22 protein-coding genes are annotated in these 22,764 nt (G+C 69.8%); 9 read left to right on the top strand and 13 right to left on the bottom strand.

Annotated elements, in window-relative coordinates:
• Positions 1-260 precede the first annotated feature (260 nt).
• Positions 261-1,742, top strand: a complete 1,482-nt coding sequence (locus tag AC1Q87_RS11565) for a methyl-accepting chemotaxis protein (protein ID WP_492609081.1) — start codon at positions 261-263, stop codon at positions 1,740-1,742.
• Here AC1Q87_RS11565 and AC1Q87_RS11560 read toward each other — a convergent pair.
• Both AC1Q87_RS11560 and mutS read right to left on the bottom strand, forming a co-directional pair.
• On the bottom strand, positions 1,739-2,332 hold the full coding sequence (locus AC1Q87_RS11560; RefSeq protein ID WP_492609080.1) for an HAD family hydrolase: 594 nt from the start codon (positions 2,330-2,332) through the stop codon (positions 1,739-1,741). The two genes, AC1Q87_RS11565 and AC1Q87_RS11560, sit on opposite strands and share 4 nt — an antisense overlap.
• A complete protein-coding gene (gene mutS, locus AC1Q87_RS11555) occupies positions 2,329-5,013 on the bottom strand; it encodes a DNA mismatch repair protein MutS (RefSeq protein WP_492609079.1) in 2,685 nt (894 codons plus the stop codon). Before mutS ends, AC1Q87_RS11560 begins: the two co-directional genes overlap by 4 nt.
• A 121-nt stretch (positions 5,014-5,134) precedes the next feature.
• On the opposite strand from mutS, the gene AC1Q87_RS11550 reads away from it, so the two are divergent.
• Entirely contained in the window at positions 5,135-5,653 is a 519-nt protein-coding gene (locus AC1Q87_RS11550) for a GNAT family N-acetyltransferase (RefSeq protein ID WP_492609278.1), read from the top strand.
• On the opposite strand, the gene AC1Q87_RS11545 is transcribed toward AC1Q87_RS11550, so the two are convergent.
• From AC1Q87_RS11545 to AC1Q87_RS11530, 4 genes are all read right to left on the bottom strand, one after another.
• Positions 5,650-6,246 carry a TetR/AcrR family transcriptional regulator gene (locus tag AC1Q87_RS11545; RefSeq protein WP_492609078.1) on the bottom strand — a complete coding sequence of 199 codons (597 nt, stop codon included), beginning with the start codon at positions 6,244-6,246 and terminating at the stop codon, positions 5,650-5,652. The two genes, AC1Q87_RS11550 and AC1Q87_RS11545, sit on opposite strands and share 4 nt — an antisense overlap.
• A 31-nt stretch (positions 6,247-6,277) precedes the next feature.
• Positions 6,278-7,429 (bottom strand): molecular chaperone DnaJ, encoded by a 1,152-nt coding sequence (gene dnaJ / locus AC1Q87_RS11540; protein WP_492609077.1) that lies wholly within the window; start codon positions 7,427-7,429, stop codon positions 6,278-6,280.
• Positions 7,430-7,593: 164 nt separating this feature from the next.
• Entirely contained in the window at positions 7,594-9,498 is a 1,905-nt protein-coding gene (dnaK, locus tag AC1Q87_RS11535; protein WP_492609076.1) for a molecular chaperone DnaK, read from the bottom strand.
• A 176-nt stretch (positions 9,499-9,674) separates the two neighbouring features.
• Positions 9,675-10,187: a hypothetical protein gene (locus AC1Q87_RS11530; RefSeq protein ID WP_492609075.1), complete on the bottom strand. Its 513-nt coding sequence runs from the start codon at positions 10,185-10,187 to the stop codon at positions 9,675-9,677.
• Positions 10,188-10,206: 19 nt separating this feature from the next.
• Here AC1Q87_RS11530 and AC1Q87_RS11525 point away from each other — a divergent pair, with 19 nt between their 5' ends.
• On the top strand, positions 10,207-10,818 hold the full coding sequence (locus AC1Q87_RS11525; RefSeq protein WP_492609074.1) for an alpha-ketoglutarate-dependent dioxygenase AlkB: 612 nt from the start codon (positions 10,207-10,209) through the stop codon (positions 10,816-10,818).
• Here the strand turns inward: AC1Q87_RS11525 and AC1Q87_RS11520 are convergent.
• A complete protein-coding gene (locus AC1Q87_RS11520) occupies positions 10,815-11,204 on the bottom strand; it encodes a hypothetical protein (RefSeq protein WP_492609073.1) in 390 nt (129 codons plus the stop codon). The two genes, AC1Q87_RS11525 and AC1Q87_RS11520, sit on opposite strands and share 4 nt — an antisense overlap.
• Before the next feature lie 135 nt (positions 11,205-11,339).
• On the opposite strand from AC1Q87_RS11520, the gene AC1Q87_RS11515 reads away from it, so the two are divergent.
• The gene (locus tag AC1Q87_RS11515; RefSeq protein WP_492609072.1) at positions 11,340-13,745 is read left to right on the top strand and encodes an FtsK/SpoIIIE family DNA translocase; all 2,406 of its coding nucleotides are present in this window, start codon (positions 11,340-11,342) and stop codon (positions 13,743-13,745) included.
• On the opposite strand, the gene AC1Q87_RS11510 is transcribed toward AC1Q87_RS11515, so the two are convergent.
• Positions 13,742-14,884: a serine hydrolase domain-containing protein gene (locus tag AC1Q87_RS11510; protein WP_492609071.1), complete on the bottom strand. Its 1,143-nt coding sequence runs from the start codon at positions 14,882-14,884 to the stop codon at positions 13,742-13,744. The two genes, AC1Q87_RS11515 and AC1Q87_RS11510, sit on opposite strands and share 4 nt — an antisense overlap.
• 162 nt (positions 14,885-15,046) lie before the next feature.
• Positions 15,047-16,882, bottom strand: coding sequence for a phosphoenolpyruvate carboxykinase (GTP) (locus AC1Q87_RS11505; RefSeq protein ID WP_492609070.1), 1,836 nt, complete (start codon positions 16,880-16,882; stop codon positions 15,047-15,049).
• A gap of 231 nt (positions 16,883-17,113) precedes the next feature.
• On the opposite strand from AC1Q87_RS11505, the gene AC1Q87_RS11500 reads away from it, so the two are divergent.
• The 3 genes from AC1Q87_RS11500 (at position 17,114) to AC1Q87_RS11490 (ending at position 19,234) form a co-directional block, all read left to right on the top strand.
• The gene (locus AC1Q87_RS11500; RefSeq protein ID WP_492609069.1) at positions 17,114-17,488 is read left to right on the top strand and encodes a hypothetical protein; all 375 of its coding nucleotides are present in this window, start codon (positions 17,114-17,116) and stop codon (positions 17,486-17,488) included.
• Positions 17,489-17,568: 80 nt separating this feature from the next.
• Positions 17,569-18,213, top strand: a complete 645-nt coding sequence (locus AC1Q87_RS11495) for a LolA family protein (protein WP_492609068.1) — start codon at positions 17,569-17,571, stop codon at positions 18,211-18,213.
• 214 nt (positions 18,214-18,427) lie between these two features.
• Positions 18,428-19,234, top strand: coding sequence for an exodeoxyribonuclease III (locus AC1Q87_RS11490; protein WP_492609067.1), 807 nt, complete (start codon positions 18,428-18,430; stop codon positions 19,232-19,234).
• On the opposite strand, the gene AC1Q87_RS11485 is transcribed toward AC1Q87_RS11490, so the two are convergent.
• A complete protein-coding gene (locus tag AC1Q87_RS11485) occupies positions 19,231-19,695 on the bottom strand; it encodes a hypothetical protein (protein ID WP_492609066.1) in 465 nt (154 codons plus the stop codon). The genes AC1Q87_RS11490 and AC1Q87_RS11485 overlap by 4 nt on opposite strands.
• A 17-nt stretch (positions 19,696-19,712) precedes the next feature.
• Positions 19,713-20,399, bottom strand: coding sequence for a response regulator transcription factor (locus AC1Q87_RS11480; RefSeq protein ID WP_492609065.1), 687 nt, complete (start codon positions 20,397-20,399; stop codon positions 19,713-19,715).
• Positions 20,400-20,457: 58 nt separating this feature from the next.
• Here AC1Q87_RS11480 and AC1Q87_RS11475 point away from each other — a divergent pair, with 58 nt between their 5' ends.
• Positions 20,458-20,964: a L,D-transpeptidase family protein gene (locus AC1Q87_RS11475; RefSeq protein ID WP_492609064.1), complete on the top strand. Its 507-nt coding sequence runs from the start codon at positions 20,458-20,460 to the stop codon at positions 20,962-20,964.
• Here AC1Q87_RS11475 and AC1Q87_RS11470 read toward each other — a convergent pair.
• Positions 20,961-21,614: a YggS family pyridoxal phosphate-dependent enzyme gene (locus AC1Q87_RS11470; protein ID WP_492609063.1), complete on the bottom strand. Its 654-nt coding sequence runs from the start codon at positions 21,612-21,614 to the stop codon at positions 20,961-20,963. The two genes, AC1Q87_RS11475 and AC1Q87_RS11470, sit on opposite strands and share 4 nt — an antisense overlap.
• 82 nt (positions 21,615-21,696) lie before the next feature.
• On the opposite strand from AC1Q87_RS11470, the gene AC1Q87_RS11465 reads away from it, so the two are divergent.
• Positions 21,697-22,224, top strand: a complete 528-nt coding sequence (locus AC1Q87_RS11465) for a thiamine phosphate synthase (RefSeq protein WP_492609062.1) — start codon at positions 21,697-21,699, stop codon at positions 22,222-22,224.
• On the opposite strand, the gene AC1Q87_RS11460 is transcribed toward AC1Q87_RS11465, so the two are convergent.
• The gene (locus tag AC1Q87_RS11460; protein WP_492609061.1) at positions 22,214-22,609 is read right to left on the bottom strand and encodes an NtrZ family periplasmic regulatory protein; all 396 of its coding nucleotides are present in this window, start codon (positions 22,607-22,609) and stop codon (positions 22,214-22,216) included. The two genes, AC1Q87_RS11465 and AC1Q87_RS11460, sit on opposite strands and share 11 nt — an antisense overlap.
• Between the last annotated feature and the right edge of the window lie 155 nt (positions 22,610-22,764).

Here is a 22,764-nt window from a genome sequence, read left to right as displayed (position 1 = left end):
GCGTCGATATAATCACTTCCGGAAGCTGCGGCATCCTCTCCTCTGGCCGGGGCTTCGACCAGGGCCAAACCGAAACCCCGCCGCGGCGTCCAGAATAACGGCGGCGCCCGAAAATCGTCCCAGCCGCAGGTTGAGCGACGCCTCAAGCTTCAGTTTGTAGTCGTGGCTCCCAAGACTTGGGCCGATTGAGGAAACTGCTTACCCATCCTTAACCACGAGCGTCCAAGGACTGCCCCAAGCGGGTCATGGTGGAGTGGGTTATGACGGGTAACAGCCTGGACGGGCGCCTGGAGTTCATGCAGGTGACGCCGCAGACCCGGCAGACGCTGCGCGCGGCGCAACCGCTGATCTCCGAGAAGCTGCCCGGCGCGCTCGACCACTTCTACGCCCAGGTGCGGGCGACGCCCGAGACCAAGGTGCACTTCCGCGACGACGGCCACATCACCAAGGCCCAGAACGCCCAGCTGCGCCATTGGCAGGGCATCGCCTCGGGCGAGTTCACCACCGATTACGCCAAGTCGGTCCAGACCATCGGCGCCGTCCACGCCCGCATCGGACTGGAGCCGCGCTGGTACATCGGCGGCTACGCCCTGGTGCTGGAACAGCTGGTCCGCGCCGTCGTCGCCGAAAAGGCCCCCAAGGGCTTCGGCGCCAGGGCCAAGAACGCCGAACTGGCCGACACCCTGTCGGCGCTGATCAAGGGCGCCATGCTCGACATGAGCCTGGTGCTGGACGTCTATTTCGAGGCCGCCGAGGCCGATCGCGCCAAGGCCGAGGCCGAGAAGGCCCGCTCGGCCGCTGAACAGGCGACCGTGGTGCGCAGCCTGGCGGCGGCGCTGTCGGGCCTGGCCCGCGGCGACCTGACCAGCCGCATCGAGACCCCGCTGTCGGGCGACTACGCCCAACTGCGCGACGACTTCAACGGCGCGGTCGGCGAACTGCACGGCGCGATCGCCGCGGTCGTCGATTCCGTCTCGGCGGTGACCGCCACGGTCGGGCAGATGAAGAGCTCGGGCGACGACCTGGCCCGGCGCACCGAAAACCAGGCCGCCAGCCTGGAGGAGACCGCCGCCGCGGTCGAAGAGATCACCGTCACCGTCCGGCGCGCCGCCGAGACCGCGCGCCAGACCTCCGGGGCCGTCGCCGACGCCCGCAAGGAAGCCGAGACCAGCGCCCCGGTCGTCGAGGCGGCGATCTCGGCCATGGGCCAGATCGAGGATAGCTCCAAGCAGATCAGCCAGATCATCGGCGTGATCGACGAGATCGCCTTCCAGACCAACCTGCTGGCGCTCAACGCCGGCGTCGAAGCGGCCCGGGCCGGCGAGGCCGGCAAGGGCTTTGCGGTCGTCGCCTCCGAGGTGCGGGCGCTGGCCCAGCGCTCGGCCGACGCCGCCAAGGAGATCAAGACCCTGATCAGCGCTTCGAGCGAGCAGGTCAGCCAGGGCGTCAACCTGGTCGGCGAGACCGGCGAGGCCCTGGGCCGCATCGTCGGCCGGGTCAGCGAGGTTCACGGCCTGGTCGCCGACATCTCCAGCTCTACCCAGGAACAGGCGATCGGCCTCGGCCAGGTGAACAGCGCCGTCAACGAGATGGACCGCGTCACTCAGCAAAACGCCGGCATGGTGCTGGAGACCGCCAACGCCGCCGCCGACCTCGCGCGCGAGGCCCAGAACCTGTCGCAGCTGATCGGCCGCTTCCGGCTGGCGACCGGCGCTCCGGCGAGCGCCCGCCGCGCGGCCTAAGCCCGCGCCATCAGATCGGCCAGCCGCTCGCGGCCGGTCCAGAGCGCCGCCTTCCAGCCGCGCGCCTGGGCCGCCTGCACGTTGGCGGCCTTGTCGTCGATGAAGAAGAGATCGCCGGGCGCGTAGCCGGTGCGCGCCTCGATCGCCGCGTAGAACCCGTCCGCCGGTTTGGCGTGGCCGAGGTCGGCGGCGTAGTGGATGGCGTCGAAGCGGTCCTTCAGCCCCATCTCGTTCCAGAGATAGGCGGCGCGCTCGTGTTCCTGAACCGTCGCCAGGTGCAGGGCGTACCCGTTGGCGCGGACCGCAGCCAGCTGGCCCAGCAGGTCGTGGTCGAGATGCCCGTCCTCGCGAAACCAGTAGGCGCAGAGCTCGTCGCAGCTGAGGTGCGGCGCGATCTGCGCCAGCACCGGGGCCAAGCGTTCGCGCAAGGGAGCTCGGCCGTGAACCACGTCATCGAAGTGCGGGGCGAAGAACGCCTCCTGCAGCCGCGCCTTGGAGAGCCCGAGGTCGCGTTCCAGATGGACGGCCCAGCCGCCGGGGTCGGGATGGACGACGATGACGCCGTCCACATCGACCATCAGCGCCTTCACCGCAGCAGTTCCTTCAGCCGGTAGAGCGCCGCCATCGCCTCGCGCGGGCTCATGCCGTCGAGGTCGAGGGTATTGAGCTGCGCCTCCACGTCGCTCGGGCCGAAGGCCGGGGTTTCCGGTTCGGCGGCGTGGGCAGCGAACAGCGGCAGATCCTCCAGGTGCGCGGGGGCGCCGGCCTCGCGTTCCAGCCGGTCCAGCACCTCGCGGGCGCGGACCACCACAGCCGGCGGTACGCCGGCCAGCTTGGCGACCTGCACGCCATAGGAGCGGTCGGCCGGGCCGGGACCGGCCTCGTGCAGGAAGATCAGGTCGCCGTTCCACTCCTTGGCCTTGAGCGACAGGTTGGAGACATGGGCCAGCCGATCCTCGAGCACGGCGAGCTCGTGATAGTGGGTCGCGAACAAGCCGCGGCAGCGGTTGGTCTCGTGCAGCGCCTCGGCGCAGGCCCAGGCGATGGCCAGGCCGTCATAGGTGGCGGTGCCTCGGCCGATTTCGTCGAGGATCACCAGCGAGCGCGGCGTCGCCTGGGTGAGGATGGCGGCGGTCTCGACCATCTCGGCCATGAAGGTCGAGCGGCCGCGGGCCAGATCGTCGCCGGCCCCGACGCGGCTGAACAGCCGGTCGACGACGCCGATGCGCAGCGCCTTGGCCGGCACGTAGCAGCCGGCCTGGGCCAGCACGGCCAGCAAGGCGTTCTGGCGCAGGAAGGTCGACTTACCGGCCATGTTCGGGCCGGTGACGATCGAGAGCCGCGCGGCCGCGGCGCCGGCCCCGTCGAGCGCGCAGTCGTTGGGCGTATAGGGATCGCCGGCCCGCTTGACCGCGGACTCGACGACCGGATGGCGCGCGGCCTGGGCCTCGAACACCGTCGAGCGGTCGACCACCGGCCGGGCGGCGCCGACGTCGTCGGCCCATTCGGCGAGGCCCGCGGCGACGTCCAGCCGCGCCGCGCCCTCGGCGGCGGCCTGGATGGCCTTGGCGATGCGGATCGCGGCCTCGCGCCAGGCCTCGAAGGTGGCGACCTCCATGGCCAGGGCGCGCTCGGCGGCCTGGGCGATGCGGGCGTCCAGCTCGGCCAGCTCGACGGTGGTGAAGCGGACCTGGTTGGCCAGGGTCTGGCGATGGATGAAAGTGGTGTTGAGCGGCGCGCTCATCAGCGGCTCGGCCGCCTTGGCGGTGGCCTCGACGAAATAGCCCAGCACGGCGTTGTGACGGATCTTCAGCGCCACGCCGCTCTCGGCCGCCAGCCTGGCTTCCAGCTGCAGGATCACCTTGCGGCTGTCGTCGCGCAGGGCGCGGGCCTGATCGAGCTCGGCGCGCACGCCGGCGGCGACGAAACCGCCGTCGCGGGCCTGGGCCGGCAGGTCGTCGCCGAGGCCGTCGGCCAGCATGCGGCGGAATTCGGCCAGGTCGTGGTCCTCGGGCGCATGCAGCGCGGCCAGGGCGCCGGCGATCTCGGCCGGGGCCGGATCCAGCGGTTCGGGCGCGGCGAACAGGCCGACGATCGCCTCGCCGCCCGCCAGGCCCGCCTTGAGTGAGCCGAGGTCGCGCGGACCGCCGCGGCCGAGCGCCAGCCGTGATAGGGCGCGGGCCATGTCGCCCATGCCGCGCAGTTGCTCGCGCAGCTTGGCGCGCAGCGGGCGGCGCTCGCAGAACCACTCGATGGCGTCCAGGCGCGCGTCGATGGCGGCCGGATCGAGCAGCGGTCGGGCCAGCCGTGAGGCCAACAGGCGCGCGCCAGGCGCGGTGATCGTGCGGTCGATGGCGCCGAGCAGCGAGCCGTCGCGCGAGCCGGAAGTCGACTTCTCGATCTCCAGGCTGGAGCGGGTGGCCGGATCGATGGCCATGACGTCGGCCTCGCCCGCCCGCCGCGGGGCGGTGAGCGCCGGCAGCTTGCCGGCCTGGGTGGTTTCCAGGTGGGCGGCGATCAGGCCGAGGGCCGAGATCTCGGCGCCGGTCAGCTCGCCGAAGCCGTCCAGAGTTTCGACCCCGTAGAGCCGCTTCAACCGCGCCTCCGAGGCCGAAGGCTCGGACAGCGCCGAGGGCATCGGCTGGATCAGGCCGCCGGCCGACTTGAAGGTCGCCGTCAGGGTTTCGTCGGCGAACAACCGGTCAGGGACCAGGGTCTCGGAGGGCCCGAGCGCGGCCAGGGCCGAGGCGAGGCTGTCACGCGAGAGCGCCATGCACTCCACCTCGCCGGTGGAAAGCTCGACGCTCGCCACGGCCGCCGCGCCGGCGCGCACGGCGATCGCGGCCAGGCGGTTGGCGCCGCGGGCGTCGAGCAGGCCGTCCTCGGTCAGGGTGCCCGGAGTGACGACGCGGACGACGTCGCGGCGCACCACGGACTTCGAGCCGCGCTTCTTGGCCTCGGCCGGGTCTTCCATCTGCTCGCAGAGCGCGACTTTGAAGCCGGCGCGGACCAGCTTGGCGAGATAGGCCTCGGCTGCGTGCACCGGCACCCCGCACATCGGGATCGGGGCGCCGCCGTGATTGCCGCGGGCGGTGAGTGTGATGCTCAGCGCCGCGGCGGCCTTCTCGGCGTCCTCGAAGAACAGCTCGTAGAAGTCGCCCATGCGGAAGAACACCAGCGCATCGGGCTGGCGGGACTTGGCCTCGAAGAATTGGGCCATGACCGGCGTAGCGCCGGACGGATCGGGGATGGCGGAGGTCGGGGCGTTCATGGGTCAGCGGAAGCTAATGAGGTCCGCGCGATCCGTCACCCCTGACAGCCGCGTGAAGGCCCTTGAACCTCCGCCTGCGACTTCCAAGCTGTGGCTAAGTGAGGAGCCGCACTTGCCGCACGTGATCTTTCCCGCCGGACCGGACGACGCCGAGGACTTGGCGCGTGTGCACATCACCGCCTGGCGCGAGACCTATCAGGGGCTGCTGCCGGACACCTACCTGACCCGGATGTCTATCCCGGTCTATGCCCGGCGCTTCCGGGCCGGATTGCTGCGTCCGGGCGAGCAGGAGGCGACGCTGGTCGCGGCCGACCGGTCGCGGCTGGTCGGCTACGCCTCGGGAGGTCCTTCGCGGTCGCGGCGGCCGGGAGAAGCCGAGGTGATGACCCTCTACGTGCTGAAGGCGGCCCAGGGGCATGGTCTTGGTCGCCAGCTGATGGTGGGCATGGCGCGGGTGTTCGCGGCCAACGGCGCGAGCAGCCTGATGCTGTCGGTGCTTCGCGACAACATTCCGGCCCGGCAGTTCTACGAGCATCTGGGCGGATTGGCCGACGCGCCGCGGCGCGAACCCGGCCCCGGCGGCGTCACCCACGAGGTCAGCTATCGCTGGCCCGACATCCGCAGCCTGACCGGCGGCTAGTCGGCCAAGGTCGCCACGACCGCGCGGGCCATCGCCGCGACCACGCGCTGGGCCGCCTCCACCGACAGCCCCTGGTCCTCGCGCAGGCGACGCCAGACGTCGAAGCTGAGCGCCAGGTCGAGCGCTTCCAGCACATCGCCGTCGACCGGCGCGACGCCGTCCAGATGACGCAGCAACAGTTCACGCTGCCGGGCGACAAACGCCTGATGGCCGGCGGTCAGGCTGGGCGAACGGGAACGGTTGGCGTCGGCGAAGGCCTTGGGCCGCGCGAGCTTCTCGAACACCACGGCGCGGCGCGCGACCAGCTGGACGAGACGCTCGGCCAGGGTTCCATGGATCGGCTCGTCGTAAATCGGGGCCAGACGCTCGTCCATGACCTGCTGCAGGCCGCGGTGCAGGCCCTCGACGTCGTTGAACAGGCGAAAGACGGTGCGCACCCCGACCCCGGCGCGGACCGCCACGGCCTCGGCCGAAGGCTGAACCTCGCCGGCCTGGATCAGATCGACCATCGCTTCGAGGATGCGCGCGCGGCTGGCGACCGCGCGCTCGCGGCGGCCGTCCCGTTTCTCGATGGCTTCGACTGTGACGCTCATTCGCCGTTGATAGCCCGAGCGCGCGACGGGGTCAGCCGCCGGTGACGTCGTCCCAGAACTGTTTGGCCTTGCCGATGAAGTTGGCCGACTTCGGATGCTGCTGTTCGCCGCAGATCTCGACGAACTCGCGCATCAGCTCCTTCTGGCGGGCGGTGAGCTTGGTCGGGGTCTCGACAAACAGCTCGACCACCAGGTCGCCGCGATCGCGCGAGCGCAGCGACGGCATGCCCTTGCCCTTCAGGCGCACGGTTCGGCCGGTCTGAGCGCCTTCCGGCACCTTGACCTCGATGCGGCAGGCGCCGTCGCAGTTGTCGCCGCCCATCAGGCACGGAGCTTCGATCTCGCCGCCCAGCGCGGCCACCGCCATCGGCACCGGCACGGTGCAGAGCAGGTCCAGGCCGTCGCGGTCGAAGAGGTCGTGCGGACGCACCGACAGGAAGATGTAGAGATCGCCGCGCGGCCCGCCGCGCGCCCCGGCGTCGCCCTCGCCCGCCAGGCGGATGCGCGCGCCGTCGTCGACGCCGGCCGGGATACGGACCTGCAGGGTGCGCTGCTTGCGCACCTGGCCGTGGCCGTTGCAGTCCTCGCAGGGGTCGAGCACCAGGCGGCCGGAGCCGCCGCAGCGCGGACAGGCCCGCTCGATCGAGAAGAAGCCCTGGCTGGCGCGCACGCGGCCCGCGCCGCCGCAACCGCCGCAGACGGTCGGACTGGTGCCCGGACGCGCGCCCGAGCCGTCGCAGGTCTCGCAGTTGATCGAGGCCGGCACGGTGATCTCGACCTCGGAGCCGGCATAGGCCTGCTCCAGGGTGATCTCCAGGTCGTAGCGCAGGTCCTGGCCGCGGGCCGGGCCCGAGCGCTGGCGGCCGCGGCCGCCGAACATGTCGCCGAAGACGTCGCCGAACACCTCATTGAAGATGTCGTTCACGTCGTGGAACTGGGCTCCGCCGCCGCCGCCCGCAGCGCCGTTGACGCCGGCATGGCCGAAGCGGTCGTAGGCCGCACGCTTCTGGGGATCGGAGAGGACCGAATAGGCCTCGTTGATCTCCTTGAACCGGCCGGCTGCTTCCTCGCACCCGCCATTGCGGTCGGGGTGGTGCTCCATGGCGAGCTTACGGAACGAAGACTTGAGCGCAGCTTCGTCCGCGCTCCGTTCCACGCCGAGGATTTCGTAATAATCCCGCATGCTATGTCAGAGGTTCAAATTGATCTGAGAATTGAGGTGGGATGATCCCCGCCCGACTGCAAGGCTTATTCCAAACCGGAGCAGACGGAGATTTCCACTGGGGGCGCCCGAACCGATGGCGGTCGTCTCGCAGAATTTGCGGATGACCGCCATCGGGCGGAACGTCACGCCGACTTCTTGTCGTCGTCGGAGACTTCTTCGAACTCGGCGTCGACCACGTCGTCCGCCGCCGCGCCGCCTTGGGGTTGTTCTTCCGAACCGCCCTGCTGGGCCGCGTACATCGCCTCGCCGAGCTTCATCGAAGCCTGGATGAGGGTCTGGGTCTTGGCCGCGATCGCCTCGGCGTCGTCGCCTTCAAGCTCCGACTTCACGTCGGCCAGCGCGGTCTCGATGGCGGCCTTGTCGTCGCCCGAGACCTTGTCGCCGTGCTCGGCCAGGGCCTTTTCGGTGGAATGCACCACCGCCTCGGCCTGGTTCTTGGCCTCGACAGCGGCCTTGCGCTTTTCGTCGTCGGCTTTGTTGGCCTCGGCTTCCTGGACCATCTTGTCGATGTCCGCGTCCGAGAGGCCGCCATTGGCCTGGATGCGGATCGACTGCTCCTTGCTGGTCGCCTTGTCGCGCGCCGACACGTTGACGATGCCGTTGGCGTCGATGTCGAAGGTGACCTCGACCTGCGGCACGCCGCGCGGGGCCGGCGGGATGCCGACCAGGTCGAACTGACCCAGCATCTTGTTGTCGTGCGCCATCGGGCGTTCGCCCTGGAACACGCGGATGGTCACGGCCGACTGGTTGTCGTCAGCGGTCGAGAAGGTCTGCGAGCGCTTGGTCGGGATCGTGGTGTTGCGTTCGATCAGCGGGGTGAACACGCCGCCCAGCGTCTCGATGCCCAGGGTCAGCGGGGTGACGTCCAGCAGCAGCACGTCCTTGACGTCGCCCTGCAGAACGCCGGCCTGCACCGCCGCGCCGAGCGCCACGACTTCGTCCGGGTTCACGCCCTTGTGGGGTTCGCGACCGAAGAACTCCTTCACGGTCTCGACAACCTTCGGCATGCGGGTCATGCCGCCGACCAGGATCACTTCGTCGATGTCGGTCTTCTTCAGACCGGCATCCTTCAGCGCCTGCTCGCAGGGGCCGACGGTGCGGGCGACCAGGTCTTCGACCAGGGCTTCCAGCTTCGCGCGGCTCAGCTTGATGTTCAGGTGCAGCGGGCCCGACGCGTTCATCGAGATGAAGGGCAGGTTGACCTCGTACTGGGTGACCGAGGACAGCTCCTTCTTCGCCTTTTCGCCTTCTTCCTTCAGGCGCTGCAGGGCCAGCTTGTCGTTCCGAAGATCGACGCCGGTCTCCTTTTTGAACTCGTCGGCGAGGTACTCGACGATGCGCATGTCGAAGTCTTCGCCGCCGAGGAAGGTGTCGCCGTTGGTGGCCTTCACCTCGAACACGCCGTCGCCGATCTCGAGGATCGAGACGTCGAAGGTGCCGCCGCCGAGGTCATAGACGGCGATCTTCTTGCCGTCGTTCTTCTCGAGGCCGTAGGCGAGCGCCGCCGCGGTCGGTTCGTTGATGATGCGCAGGACTTCCAGGCCGGCGATCTTGCCGGCGTCCTTGGTCGCCTGACGCTGGGCGTCGTTGAAGTACGCCGGGACGGTGATGACCGCCTTCTCGACCTTCTCGCCGAGGTGCTGCTCGGCGGCTTCCTTCATCTTCTGCAGGATGAAGGCGGAGATCTGCTGGGGCGAATAGTCCTTGCCGTGGGCCTTCACCCAGGCGTCGCCGTTCGGGCCCTTGACGATGTCATAGGGCACCATGCCCTTGTCCTTCTCCACCAGCGGATCGTTGTACTGGCGACCGATCAGACGCTTGATGGCGAACAGGGTGTTGGACGGGTTGGTGACCGCCTGGCGCTTGGCCGGCTGGCCGACGAGGCGCTCGCCGTCGTCGAGGATGGCGACGACCGACGGAGTGGTCCGCACGCCTTCGGCGTTCTCGATCACTTTCGGCGCTTTGCCGTCCATGATGGCCACGCACGAATTGGTCGTGCCCAGGTCGATGCCGATGATCTTGCTCATATCGAGTCTTGCTCGCTCCTGAATGGCGGACGCCGGTTTGAGGGCCTTCGTTTGAAGCACCCCGGTTCTTCTCGGCATCCCCGGTCGAATAAGGGCTCGGCCGGTTAACCCATGGGGCAACCAGCGTCGAGTCGCGATATGGGATCACATGCACCCGCCGCAAGTGCGTAATGACCCTAGATCGTGCGGGGTCTTCCCCCGAGCGGCTGCGGCCAAGCCTCTAAAATCCCTGCATAAGCTGTGCTGTCGTAGGGCGCCGCGCCCCCGCCGGCGGCCAGATAGGCGTGCTGAACGACCATCGCCTGCTGCTCGATGTTGAGCTGAGAAAATGACCGGCCGTCCGCCAAATCATATGCGTAGGCCGCCCGGCCGTCCCCGGCGCGGAGCTTGGCGAAGGGCAGGAAAACCCCGTGTTGCGCCTGCCAGACGTGCACCAGTTCGTGCACCAGCACCGAGCGCAACCAGAGCGGGGCGGTGGAAAAGTCGGCCAGGGCCGAGACCGCCGGCCAAACCACCAGCCCTGACGACGGGACGAAAGGTCGCGGCCACACCGGAAGGCTGAAAATTCGCACCCGAGCGGGGTCGAGGGCCTCGCCGAACACCTGAGCGCACAGGTGGTGCTCGCCGGCGGTGAGCCGGCGCGCGCGCAGGGGCGGCATGCACAGGTCGCTGGCGGCGCGGGACGTCATTGCGCCTATATGAGCCCCCATGAGCCTTTCGACGACCAGTGGATTTCGCCTGCTGCCCGGCCGGCTGTCGCCCGCGACCCAGGCGCAACTGATGGACGAAGTGCTCGCCGGCCTGGCCGAGGCGCCGCTGGTCCACCAGGCGACCCCCGGCGGCAAGCCGATGAGCGTGGCGACGAGCAGCTTCGGCGACCTCGGCTGGACCACCGACGCCAAGGGCTATCGTTACGAGCGCCAGCACCCGACCACCGGCAGGTTCTGGCCGCCGATCCCCACAATCCTGACGGATCTCTGGCGCGAGCTCGCCGACCCGAAGATTCCGCCCGACGCCTGCCTGATCAACTTTTATAACGCACAGGCGAAGATGGGCCTGCACCAGGACAAGGACGAGGCCGACTTCCGGTTTCCGGTGCTGTCGGTCTCGCTCGGCGACACGGCCGTGTTCCGCATCGGCGGCCTCAAGCGCAGCGACCCGACGACCTCGGTGCGGCTGTCGTCAGGCGACGTCTGCCTGCTGGCCGGCGAGGCGCGGCTCTATCATCACGGGATCGACCGCATCCTGCCGGGATCGTCGCGGCTGGCGCCCGGCGGCGGGCGGTTCAACCTGACCCTGCGGCGGGCGGCCCGCGCCTAGTAGGGCGGCTGTTCGGGCGGCGGGGTGAGGCCGTCGATCAGGTCGCCGACCCGGTCTTCCTCGGGCGGCGGGGTGGTCGGGGCCTTCGGCGCCGGCGCGGCCTTGGGCTCGGGCGCCTTCTCGACCGGAAGCGGCGTCTGCTCGGTCGTCTCCGCGGGTTTTTCCTCTTCCTTCTTCGGCTCGGGGGCCAATTCGGAAGGGGTCAGCACCAGATCCTCGAGCGGCTGGGCGTCGCTGGCCTGGATCGGCGCGCCGCCGCCGGCCGCCTCGCCGGGCAGCCGTGCGCGCTCGGGAGCGCCGCGCACGCCGAGAATGAACCCGCCCACGGCGCAGAGGCCGAGGATGATTGCGACGAACCGCAGGACGCTGCGAGGCATGCTCCACATGCGGCGAACCTAGATGGGCTTGGCCAAAACGGAAACGGGATTTTGCGGGTACGGCCGCGCTTACGGCCGGGCTTGGTAAACGCCTCTTAACCCTCGTCCGGGCAAACAGGGGGTCACTGAAATCAGGAGCTTGGAATGGCGCGGGCGGCGCGAAAGACGGGTGTCGAACTGGGGATGCACATCGCCGGTCTGGCCTGGTCGCATCCGGCGACAGCGCGGCTGCGCGGCGGCATCGTCGCGGCGGCCGGCCTCGCCCTGATCATCGCCCTGGCGACCTACAACGCCGCCGACCCCAGCCTGAACGCCGCCTCGGCCCTGTCGCCGACCAACGCCCTGGGCTCGCCGGGCGCGACCGCCGCGGATGTCGGCATCCAGTCGCTGGGCCTGGCCGCCGGCGTCGGCGCCCTCCTGATGGTGGTGTTCGGCCTCGGCCGCGCCACCACGCCGCAACCGGACCTGACCCGCCGCAAGGTGCGCCTGCGCGCCGCCATCGGCCTGCTCGGCGTGATGGCGCTCGCGGGCCTGCTCAGCGCGCCGCCGGCCCCGGCCGCCTGGCCGCTGGCCAAGGGCCTGGGCGGCTTCTGGGGCGACGGGCTGCTGCATGCGATCGCCGGCCTGTTCGCCTATGCCCACATTCCCGGAAGCGTGCTGATCGCTGCGCTGCTGCTGCTCGTCGGCGCGGCGGCCGGGCTCGGCTTCGCCATCGGCGTGCGCCGCTCGGAGCTGACCGCCAGCATCGAGTGGGTCCGCGCGACCCTGCAGCAGATGCGCGAGGAGCCCGTCCAGCCGGCCAAGCCCGCCCGCGCTTCGGTCGCCCGCCGCGCCAAGGCCGCCGAGCCGGCCGCGCCCGCGGCGACGCAGCGCCAGGCGCCCACGGCCCCGGTGGTCGAACCCGCCGCCTACGCGCAGGACGACGACGGCGAGGACGAGGCCGACGACACCGTGGCCAGCCCGGTGGCCATCAAGCAGCCGAAGCCGGCCCCCAAGGACTCCGGCCGCGAGCAGCGCGAGGCCCAGGGCGCGTTCGACTTCGTCAAGACCGGCGGCTTCGCCCTGCCCGAACTGGCCATGCTGGCCAAGCCCAAGCCGCGCGCCTCGCAGTTCGACGAAGGCGCCCTGCGCCAGAACGCCCAGCTGCTGGAAAGCGTGCTGGCCGAGTTCGGCGTGCGCGGCACCATCGACCAGATCCGCCCAGGTCCCGTCGTCACCCTCTACGAACTGGTGCCCGCGGCCGGCGTGAAGTCGGCGCGGGTCGTGGCCCTGGCCGACGACATCGCCCGCTCGATGTCGGTCGCCGCCTGCCGCGTCAGCGTCGTGCCCGGCCGCAACGCCATCGGCATCGAACTGCCCAACGCCCGGCGCGAGACCGTCTATCTGCGCGACCTGCTGGCCAGCGCCGAATACGAGCGCTCGACCCAGGCCCTGCCGATGGCGCTGGGCGAGAACATCGGCGGCGAGCCCTACATCGCCGACCTGTCGAAGATGCCCCACCTGCTGATCGCCGGCACCACCGGCTCGGGCAAGTCGGTCGGCGTCAACGCGATGATCCTGTCGATCCTGTACCGGCTGCCGCCGGACCAGTGCCGGTTCATCATGATCGACCCGAAGATGCTGGAGCTGTCGGTCTATGACGGCATCCCGCACCTGCTGGCCCCGGTCGTCACCGACCCGAAGAAGGCCATCGTCGCGCTGAAGTGGACCGTCCGCGAGATGGAGGACCGCTACCGGCTGATGTCGAAGATCGGGGTGCGCAACGTCGCCTCGTACAACGAGCGCGCCAAGGAGGCGGCCGCCAAGGGCGAGCACTTCGAGCGCACCGTGCAGACCGGCTTCGACGACAGCGGCCGGCCGATCTACGAGAGCGAGCGGATCGATCCCAAGCCGATGCCCTACCTGGTGGTGGTCATCGACGAGGTCGCCGACCTGATGCTGGTCGCCGGCAAGGACGTGGAAGGCGCGGTGCAGCGCCTGGCCCAGATGGCCCGCGCCGCCGGCATCCACCTGGTCATGGCGACCCAGCGGCCGTCCGTCGACGTCATCACCGGCACCATCAAGGCCAATTTCCCGACCCGGATCTCCTTCCAGGTCACCTCAAAGATCGACAGCCGCACGATCCTGGGCGAGCAGGGTGCCGAGCAGCTGCTGGGCCAGGGCGACATGCTCTACATGGCCGGCGGCGGCCGCATCACCCGCCTGCACGGGCCGTTCGTGTCCGACGGCGAGGTCGAGGCCGTGGCCAAGTTCCTGCGCGACCAGGGCGAGCCGCAGTACCTCGAGGACGTCACCGCTGGCGGCGACGACGAGGACGGCGGCGGCGACAGCTTCGGCGACGAGGGCGGCGGCTCCGGCGACGACCTCTACGACCGCGCCGTGGCCGTGGTCACCCGCGACCGCAAGGCCTCGACCAGCTACGTCCAGCGCCGGCTGCAGATCGGCTACAACCGCGCCGCCTCGCTGATCGAGCGGATGGAGAACGAAGGCGTGGTCAGCCCCGCCAACCACGCCGGCAAGCGCGAGGTGCTGGTCGGCGCCGCGCCCTAGGCGACCGCCGCGGCCACCGCCGCGCCGAGCTCGCCCGGGAAGACGCCGCTCATGCCCTCGATGGCGGTGTTGGTCAGGGCGACCACCGTGGTCTCGCGATCCGGCACGATCTGCCAGGAGTGACCGTAGACCCCGCCCCAGAGCACCGTGCCCTGGCGCAGCGGCGAGCCGGCGGCGGACGGATCCTTGAGCACCGCGCCGGCATAGCCGAAGCCCCAGCCGGGTCCATGGGTGGTGACCACCAGCTCGCCGATCTGGTTGCTGAGCATCGAGGCGGCCGCGGCCTGCGACAGGATCGGCCCGCCGCCGGTGCGCACAGCCTCGAGCAGCTTCAGGACGTCGCCCGCCGTGCCGACCATGCCGGCGCCGCCGGACGGGAACGAGGCCGGCCGCGTCGCCCGGGCCGGCGAGTAGCGGATGCCCGAGAGCTCGAAGAACGGCGAGACGTCCGGCTCCTGCATCGGGCGCGGCGGCTGGCCGTCGATATAGGGGGTGGCGAGCTGGTCGGCGCTGTCGACGTAGAAGCCGCTCGCGTCCATGCCCAACGGGCGCAGGATCAGCTCGTCGATCAGCTGGGGCAGCGGCTTGCCCGCCGCCTGCTCCATGGCCGCGCCCAGCACATCGAGGCTGACCGAATAATTCCAGGCCGCGCCGGGCGGGAAGAACAGCTCGATCTGGCGAAGCCGCGCCAGGTTGTCGCCCATGCTGCGGTCGGGCAGGTCGAGGCCGTCGGAGACCCCGGCCGCCAGGTAGGGGCCGCCCTCCGGCTGCAGGAAGCCGTAGCTGAGCCCGCTGGTGTGGGTGAGCAGTTGACGGATGGCGATCTCGGCCGGCGCCCCGCCGGGACCGCTCGGCCGGAAGTCCGGCAGCCACCGGCTGACCGGCGCGTCGAGAGCGAGGTCGCCGCGCTCGGCCATCGCCAGGGCCGCGGCGGCGACGATCGGCTTGGTCACCGAGGCCAGACGGAAGACAGTGTCCTGCGCCATGGGCAGGCCGCGCTCGCGATCGGCGTCGCCGGCGGCGCGAGCGTAGACGAGGTCGCCGCCGCGCGCGACCAGCACCACCGTCCCGACGATCCGTCGCTCGGCCAGGGCGCGGTCGATGACGTCGTCGAGGCTGGCGTCGAGGCTCTGGGTCATGGCGCGCTCCATCCGGTTTCGAGATCAGATGGACGGCGGAGCTTGCCGCGCAAGCCTGTCGTCGCGTCAGCACGGACGCCGGCCAAAGAAAAAGCCGGGCGGTCGAACCGCACCGGCTTCCTCAATTCGAACTTCGCCCGCCGGCGGGAAAGCGCGTCTCGACTACTCCGCGGCCTGAGCCTGGACGCCGAGGCGGCGGCTGAGCGCGGCGTGCTGGTCCCAGAGCGCGGCCGGCAGGCGGTCGCCGAACTTCTTGTAGAACTCGGGGATCAGGGCGGCTTCCTCGGCCCAGACCTCGGCGTCGACCGAGAGCAGGGTTTCCAGGGCGGCGGCGTCGATGGTCACGCCGTCGAGATCCAGCGATTCCTTGCTCGGCACGCGGCCGATCGGGGTGTCGACGGCCGCGGCGTCGCCTTCCAGACGGCCGAAGATCCACTTCAGCACGCGGGCGTTCTCGCCATAGCCCGGCCACAGGAACTTGCCGTCGGCCCCTTTGCGGAACCAGTTGACGAAGTAGATGCGCGGCAGCTTGGCGGCGTCGGCGTTGGCGCCGACCTTCAGCCAGTGGGCGAAATAGTCGCCCATGTTGTAGCCGCAGAACGGCAACATCGCGAACGGGTCGCGGCGCAGCTCGCCGACCTTGTTCTCGGCCGCGGCGGTGCCTTCCGAGGCGACGTTGGCGGCCAGGAACACGCCGTGCTCCCAGTCGAAGGCCTCGGTCACCAGCGGCACGGCGCTGGCGCGGCGGCCGCCGAACAGGATGGCCGAGATCGGCACGCCGGCCGGGTCGTCCCATTCGTCGGCGATCACCGGGCACTGGTCGGCCGGCACGGCGAAGCGCGCGTTCGGGTGCGCGGCGGGCTCGCCCATCTCCGGCGTCCAGGCGCGGCCCTTCCAGTCGGTCAGGCCTTCCGGCGGCTCGTCGGTCAGGCCTTCCCACCAGACGTCGCCGTCGGCGGTCAGGGCGACGTTGGTGAAGACGGTGTTGGCGTGCAGGGCGTCGACCGCGTTCTTGTTGGTCGCATTGCCGGTGCCCGGCGCGACGCCGAAGAAGCCGGCCTCCGGATTGATCGCATAGAGGCGGCCGTCCTCGCCGAAGCGCATCCAGCAGATGTCGTCGCCGACGGTCTCGGCCTTCCAGCCGGGGATGGTCGGCTGCAGCATCGCCATGTTGGTCTTGCCGCAGGCGCTCGGGAAGGCGGCGGCGACATAGCGCACCGCGCCCTGCGGCGAGGTCAGCTTGAGGATCAGCATGTGCTCGGCCAGCCAACCCTCGTCGCGGGCCATCACCGAGGCGATGCGCAGGGCGTAGCACTTCTTGCCGAGCAGGGCGTTGCCGCCGTAGCCCGAGCCGTAGGACCAGATCTCGCGGCTCTCAGGGAAGTGGACGATGTACTTCTCTTCGTTGCAGGGCCACGGCACGTCGGCCTGGCCCGCGTCGAGCGGCGCGCCGACGGTGTGCAGGGCCGGCACGAAGAAGCCGTCGTCGCCGAGCATGTCGAGTGCGCCTTGGCCCATCCGGGTCATCACCCGCATCGAAATGGCGACATAGGCGCTGTCGGTGATCTCGACGCCCAGGGCGGAGATCTTCGAACCGAGCGGGCCCATGCAGAAGGGCACGACGTACATGGTGCGGCCGCGCATGGCGCCCTTGAACAGGCCCTGCAGCTTGGTCCGCATTTCCTGCGGGTCGAGCCAGTTGTTGGTCGGACCGGCGTCAGCCGGGTCCTCCGAGCAGATGAAGGTCCGGCTCTCGACCCGGGCGACGTCGCGGGGATCGGAGGCTGCGTAGAAACTGTTCGGCCGCTTCTCGGGGTTCAGCGGCTGGAGGGTGCCGGACTTCACGAGTTCAGCGGTCAGCGCGTTCCACTCCGCATCGGAGCCGTCGCACCAGTGGACCCGGTCGGGTTGGGTGAGTTCAGCGACTTCACGTACCCAGGTCAGGAGTCCGGCATGTTTGGTCGGGGCCTCGTCGAGACCCGGAATGGCCAAGCCCATCAGGCTGCGCCCCTTATGTTACCCACGCGTCATGCCGACCGCGGAAGCCCTCTGGCGGGGTCTCTCAGACGGACGACGGCCCGGTGATATGTACGATTTTTGACGCGCACAAGCTTGCTGCACTGCGGAATCGCCCCTGAGGGGGTGAAACGCCGCCCATCCGGGGTAAGTTTTTGCTCACGATCGCGTGGGACGGCGCCCGTCCAGGTCGAGCCAAGAGGGGAGGCGACGATGAGCTCCAGACAAATCCAGTGGGCCCTGGCCAGCGTGTTCTTCATACTGGGCGGCTGGTGCCTGGTCTCGCCGTCCAGCGTCATGGCGCTGACGATCACCCCGCAATACCGCTCGGAAGACTTCATCGCCTTGTTCGCCATCGGCTGCTTCGGCGCCCAGGCGATCCTGGCCGGTCTGTTCGCGGCGTTCTCGCGGTTCACCAAGGCGACGTTCCTCGCCTATGGCGTCGCGCTGCTGCCGTTCTTCGTCTTCAACTACTGGTTCTATGTGGTGACCCCGGTGCTGACCGTGGTCGGGCTGCTCGACGCTGTCGGCAATGTGATCATGCTCGGGCTCTGCGTGATCGGCTGGCGAAGAGCGCCGCGCAACTAAGCGCCAGCTTCGCCGTTCTTGCGCCCTATTGAGGCCCACGGCGCCGTATAGAGGTCGCCGAAATTGGAGTTCGCCCTCGCATGACCCGACTGACCCGCCGCGCCCTGGCGCTGGGCCTGGCCGCCCTGCCCCTCCCCGCTCTGGCTCAGCGCGCGCCCGCCGCGCCGCTGTCGGCTGCGGACAAGGCGCTGGTCGACCGCGCCGCGGCCTATCTGGAAGGGCTGACCGAGGCCAAGGGCCGGTTCGTCCAGACCGACGCCCGCGGGGCGATGACCCAGGGCTCGCTCTATCTGAAGCGTCCGGGCAAGGCCCGGTTCGAATACGACAAGCCCTCCGGCCTGCTGGTGGTGTCCGACGGCGGCAACGTCTCGATCGCGGACTCGCGGCTGAAGACCTTCGACGCCTATCCGCTGATGGCGACGCCGCTGTCGATCTTCCTGGCCCGGCAGATCCGCCTCGACCGCGGCATCAACGTCACCCGCGTGGCGCGGCTGGCCGACGGCTTCTCGATCACCGCCCGCGACGGCAAGAAGCAAGCCGAGGGGCAGATCACCCTCACCTTCTCCGACAATCCGCTGGCGCTGGTCGGCTGGACGGTCACCGACGCACAGGGGTCCTCGACCCGCATCCGGCTGACCAGTCTGACCAAGACCAGCGGCCTCGCGCCCTCGCTGTTCGTGTTGAAGGACCCGCGGCCGAAGAACGTCGGGCGTTCCAAAATGTGACACATTCACAACAGGCAATATGCCGCGTGATTTGTGATTGACTTTTTCTCGTCGCCAGTGGCATTAATGACACTATTGGGTTCGCGCGATCGCGACCCCTTTCCGTGCCGGACCCTATCCCCTCCCGGCGGCGGCATGAGAGACACACTTTACGCCCGGGCTTCTCCAGTGCCCGGGCGTTTCTTTTTGCCCGAACCCCCTTAGACATCGTCCCATGCGACTTCGCCTCTCCACCTGGAACGTCAACTCCGTGCGCCTGCGGGCCGAGCAAGTGGCCCGCTTCGTCGACGAGCAGGCGCCCGACGTGCTGTGCATGCAGGAGATCAAGTGCCAGGAGGGCGAGTTCCCGCGCGCCGCCTTCGAGGCCGTCGGCCTGCCGCACATCAAGATCGCCGGCCAGAAGGGCTGGCACGGGGTGGCCATCGCCTCACGGCTGCCGATCGAGGACGCCGCGCCGCTGGATGTCTGCCGTGAGAAGCACGCCCGCTGCGTCGGCGGCAAGGTGGCCGGGGTCGAGATCCAGAACTTCTACATCCCGGCCGGCGGCGACATCCCCGATCGCGAGCTCAATCCGAAGTTCGACCACAAGCTCGACTTCTTCGAGAAGCTGACCGCCGAGATGGCGCGCCGCGATCCAAAAGCGCCGCTGGCCATCGTCGGCGACCTGAACGTCGCGCCGGGCGAGTTCGACGTCTGGAGCCACAAGCAGATGTCGAAGATCGTCAGCCACACGCCGGTCGAGCTCGAGGCCTTCGCCAAGCTGAAGGCCAGCCTCGATTTCATCGACCTGCCGCGTGAGGCCGTTCCGGAGCCGGAGAAGCTGTTCTCGTGGTGGAGCTACCGCGCCGCCGACTTCCGCAAGTCGAACCGCGGGCTGCGGCTGGACCACATTCTGGTGACGCCGGGCCTGAAGGATGCGGCGTTCCACACCGGCAAGGCCGCCTCGCGGGTGCACGACGACGTGCGCGAGTGGCAGCGGCCGAGCGACCACGCGCCGGTCAGCGCCGACTTCGCAGTCTAGAACTTAGGCGGAACCTTCGGAATCACGCAGGTCGGCACGCCGTCCCGCGTGGCGACCGTCGCCGGCCGCCCGACGCCCGGCGCGAAATAGAAGGCGCCCTTGTCGGTGGTCACCACCACCTGCGCCGGCCCGCTGAACTGGCAGACCGGGACGAAGTCGTTCCCCGACCCGCCGGCCTTGACGATGCTGCAGTCGGCGTGGCCGTAGCGGCGCTCATAGCGGATGTCGTTGGTGATGAAGGCGTGCGTGGCCTTGGCGCCGCGCGCCTCGTACTCAGCCTTGGTCAGCACCGCGCACGGCTCGCCGTCCAGCGCCCCCGCCGGCAGGCTGGCGGTGGACTGCTCGATGATCGTCGCGCGGCGCAGGTGGTTGCCGACCGCCAGCACGACGACGCCCACCGCCACCGCGGCGAGCATCATCAGCGGAAAGGCGCGCCCCACCGTCCACTTCTTCTTCGCCACGCGAACGCCCCGAGCGCCTACGGCGCCAACCGATAGCCGCCCGCCTCGGTCAGCAGCAAGCGGGCGTTGCCGGGATCGGGCTCGATCTTCTGGCGCAGGCGATAGACGTGGGTTTCCAGGGTGTGGGTGGTGACGCCGGCGTTGTAGCCCCAGACCTCGGCCAGGAGCTCCTCGCGCGAGACCGGCTTTTCGCCGGCCCGATAGAGGTACTTGAGGATGTTGGTCTCTTTCTCGGTGAGCCGGATCTTCTTCTGGTTGGCGTCGACCAGCATCTTCGCCGAGGGGCGGAACTCGTAGGCGCCGAGGTGGAACACCGCGCCTTCGGACTGTTCGGCGCTGCGCAGCTGGGCGCGGATGCGGGCCAGCAGCACCTGGAACTTGAACGGCTTGGTCACGTAGTCGTTGGCGCCGGCTTCCAGGCCGGAGATCTGGTCGTCGTCGGCGGCGGCCGCGGTCAGCATGATGATCGGGGCGACGACGCCCTTCTCACGCATCTGACGGCAAGCCTCGCGGCCGTTCATGTCCGGCAGGTCGACATCGAGCAGGATGAGGTCGGGACGGTTCTCGACCGCCGCCTTCACCCCATCGCCGGCGGTCGCCGCCTCGATGGCCGAGAAATCCTCGGAAAGTTGGAGTTGTTCGGCGATCGCGCCGCGGAGTTCTTCGTTGTCGTCGACGACGAGCAGGGTCTTGCGTTGAGCCATGGACCCGAACATGCACCGTATCGTGCGAAAGAGCCAACCGCGGGAGTTCCCTTAAGTCATGATCTTCACGGCGTTGTCAGATGGAAGCTTCCGCCTGGACGGCCGCACGACCCGCTGCGCCCTGGGAAAGGGCGGCGTGATCGCCGCCGCCGACAAGCGCGAGGGCGACGGCAAGTCGCCGCTCGGGACCTGGGCGATCCGCCGAGTGCTGTACCGTCCCGACAAGGGCGGTCCCCCGGAGACGCGGCTGCCGACCAAGGCGCTCGAGCGCGACGACGGCTGGTGCGACGCGCCGGGCGATCCCGCCTACAACCGCGCGGTCAAGCTGCCGCATCCGGCCAGCGCCGAGCAGATGTGGCGCGAGGACGACGTCTACGACCTGGTCTGCATCCTGGCCCACAACGACGACCCGCCGGTCGCCGGACTGGGCTCGGCGATCTTCATGCACCTGGCGCGGCCCGGCTACGAGCCGACCGAGGGCTGCGTGGCGCTGTCGCGCGAGGACATGCTGGAACTGCTGTCGCTGGCCAAGCTCGGCGACGCGGTGGCGATCGAGCCGGCCTAGCTGCGGGCGCCGAACAGCGCCGAGCCGACCCGCACGCTGGTGGCGCCGAAGCGGATGGCGGTCTCGAAGTCGTCGCTCATGCCCATGGAGAGCTTCGATAGCCCGTTGCGGGCCGCGATCTTGGCCAGCAGCGCGAAGTGCGGGCCCGGCGGCTCGGCGGCCGGCGGAATGCACATCAGTCCCTCGACCTGCAGGCCGTAGGTCGCGCGGCAGGCGGCGATGAAGGCGTCGGCCTCGCCCGGCGCGACGCCGGCCTTCTGCGGCTCCTCGCCGGTGTTGACCTGGACGTAGAACCGCGGCGTGCGGCCCTGCTTCTGGATCTCGTCGGCCAGGGCCCGGGCCAGCTTTTCGCGGTCGAGGCTCTCGATCACCTCGAAGAACGCCACCGCATCCTTGGCCTTGTTCGACTGCAGCGGTCCGATCAGCCGCAGTTCAAGCGCCTCCTGCCGGCCCGACCATCGCTCCATCGCCTCCTGCACCCGGTTCTCGCCGAACACCGACTGGCCGGCCGCCAGGATCGGCGCCACGCTGTCCCAGGGCTGCATCTTCGAGACCGCCACCAGGGTCACGTCGCCGGCCGACCGGCCGGACGCCTTCGCCGCGCGCGCGATCCGGGCTAGGACGTCGGTGAGGGCGGGAGGAACGGTCATCGCGGCGAACTTCTGGACAGTGACGAGGGCGGCCCAAGCCATAGGTCGCCGCGCGGCCGGGCGAAACCCCCCGCTGCCGCCGTTGCTGTTCTTCACCGATCCGGGCCGCACGCCCGACATCGAGGCCGCCGCCCGACGGCTGCCGCGCGGTTCGGCGATCGTCTACCGCGCGTTCGGGGCCCCGGACGCCGAGGCGCGCGCACGGCGGCTGAAGCAGATCGCGGCCGAGCGCGGCCTGGTGCTGCTGATCGGCGCCGACGCGGCCCTGGCCGCGCGGGTCGGAGCCGGCGGCGTCCACCTGCCCGAACGCATGGCGGCGCGCGCCCGGCGGCTGAAATGTCCAGGCTGGATCGTCACCGTGGCCGCGCACAGCCTCCCGGCGGCGCGGCGAGGGCTGGCGGCCGGGGCCGACGCGGTGGTGGTTTCGGCGATCTTTCCGTCAAGCAGCCCCTCGGCCGGAGCGCCGATCGGGCCGATGCGGCTGGCGCAGCTGGTCCGCGCCACAGGCGGCCCGGTCTATGCGCTGGGCGGGATCAACGACAAAACAGCCCGCCGGCTGCTGCCTGCGGGCCTGGTCGGTCTGGCGGCCGTGGAGGCCCTTAGAACTTGAAGGCGGTCTCGAGCCGGACGCGCGGCGCGGATTCCTGCGGCTCGGTCTTCTTGTAGGCCGGCGCTTCTTTTTCGCCGAGCGCGACCGCGCCGCCGACCCGAAGGCTCGGCGTCACGCGGAAGTAGGCTCCCGCCTCGACGTCGTTCCACTGCGTGTCGCGCTCGCCCCGTTGTTCGAGGTTGAGCGTGACCCCCCAGCGCCCCTTGCGCGTATCCCACTTCAGCGACTTGTTCCCTTGCGGGGTCGTCGAAGCTTCGCTGCGCACGGTGAAATCGGCGGTCTTGCCCTTCGCGCCTGGAGCGGCGGTGGTTTGGGCATGCGCCGCCGAAGCGCCGCTCGCGAGGAGCGCCACGCCGATCAACGAAATGACCAACCGCTTGGACATGACTACCTATATGGCCCCTTAGCCCCGAACACGCCACTTAGAGACGTGACCGTTGAGCCGATTAAAGTCCTGGGCGACGTCAGGTCAACCGACTCTCGGGGCCCTCTGCACACTCCGCAGGCAGATCGTCGGCGCCTGTGGCGGCTGGGACACGC

Source organism: Phenylobacterium sp. GW823-FHT02A09 (assembly GCF_058797775.1).
Note: the sequence above shows the minus strand (reverse complement) of the source record. Positions and strands in the feature narration are given on the sequence as shown.

Excerpts from the sequence above, each read along its gene's own strand:
- AC1Q87_RS11515 (WP_492609072.1), top strand. The coding sequence starts at position 11,340 with ATGGCGCGGGCGGCGCGAAAGACGGGTGTCGAACTGGGGATGCACATC.
- AC1Q87_RS11525 (WP_492609074.1), top strand. The coding sequence starts at position 10,207 with ATGAGCCTTTCGACGACCAGTGGATTTCGCCTGCTGCCCGGCCGGCTG.
- AC1Q87_RS11490 (WP_492609067.1), top strand. The coding sequence starts at position 18,428 with ATGCGACTTCGCCTCTCCACCTGGAACGTCAACTCCGTGCGCCTGCGG.
- mutS (WP_492609079.1), bottom strand. The coding sequence starts at position 5,013 with ATGAACGCCCCGACCTCCGCCATCCCCGATCCGTCCGGCGCTACGCCG.
- AC1Q87_RS11510 (WP_492609071.1), bottom strand. The coding sequence starts at position 14,884 with ATGACCCAGAGCCTCGACGCCAGCCTCGACGACGTCATCGACCGCGCC.
- dnaK (WP_492609076.1), bottom strand. The coding sequence starts at position 9,498 with ATGAGCAAGATCATCGGCATCGACCTGGGCACGACCAATTCGTGCGTG.
- AC1Q87_RS11470 (WP_492609063.1), bottom strand. The coding sequence starts at position 21,614 with ATGACCGTTCCTCCCGCCCTCACCGACGTCCTAGCCCGGATCGCGCGC.
- AC1Q87_RS11545 (WP_492609078.1), bottom strand. The coding sequence starts at position 6,246 with ATGAGCGTCACAGTCGAAGCCATCGAGAAACGGGACGGCCGCCGCGAG.
- AC1Q87_RS11495 (WP_492609068.1), top strand. The coding sequence starts at position 17,569 with ATGACCCGACTGACCCGCCGCGCCCTGGCGCTGGGCCTGGCCGCCCTG.
- AC1Q87_RS11505 (WP_492609070.1), bottom strand. The coding sequence starts at position 16,882 with ATGGGCTTGGCCATTCCGGGTCTCGACGAGGCCCCGACCAAACATGCC.
- AC1Q87_RS11520 (WP_492609073.1), bottom strand. The coding sequence starts at position 11,204 with ATGTGGAGCATGCCTCGCAGCGTCCTGCGGTTCGTCGCAATCATCCTC.
- AC1Q87_RS11530 (WP_492609075.1), bottom strand. The coding sequence starts at position 10,187 with ATGACGTCCCGCGCCGCCAGCGACCTGTGCATGCCGCCCCTGCGCGCG.
- AC1Q87_RS11500 (WP_492609069.1), top strand. The coding sequence starts at position 17,114 with ATGAGCTCCAGACAAATCCAGTGGGCCCTGGCCAGCGTGTTCTTCATA.
- AC1Q87_RS11480 (WP_492609065.1), bottom strand. The coding sequence starts at position 20,399 with ATGGCTCAACGCAAGACCCTGCTCGTCGTCGACGACAACGAAGAACTC.
- dnaJ (WP_492609077.1), bottom strand. The coding sequence starts at position 7,429 with ATGCGGGATTATTACGAAATCCTCGGCGTGGAACGGAGCGCGGACGAA.
- AC1Q87_RS11460 (WP_492609061.1), bottom strand. The coding sequence starts at position 22,609 with ATGTCCAAGCGGTTGGTCATTTCGTTGATCGGCGTGGCGCTCCTCGCG.
- AC1Q87_RS11475 (WP_492609064.1), top strand. The coding sequence starts at position 20,458 with ATGATCTTCACGGCGTTGTCAGATGGAAGCTTCCGCCTGGACGGCCGC.
- AC1Q87_RS11565 (WP_492609081.1), top strand. The coding sequence starts at position 261 with ATGACGGGTAACAGCCTGGACGGGCGCCTGGAGTTCATGCAGGTGACG.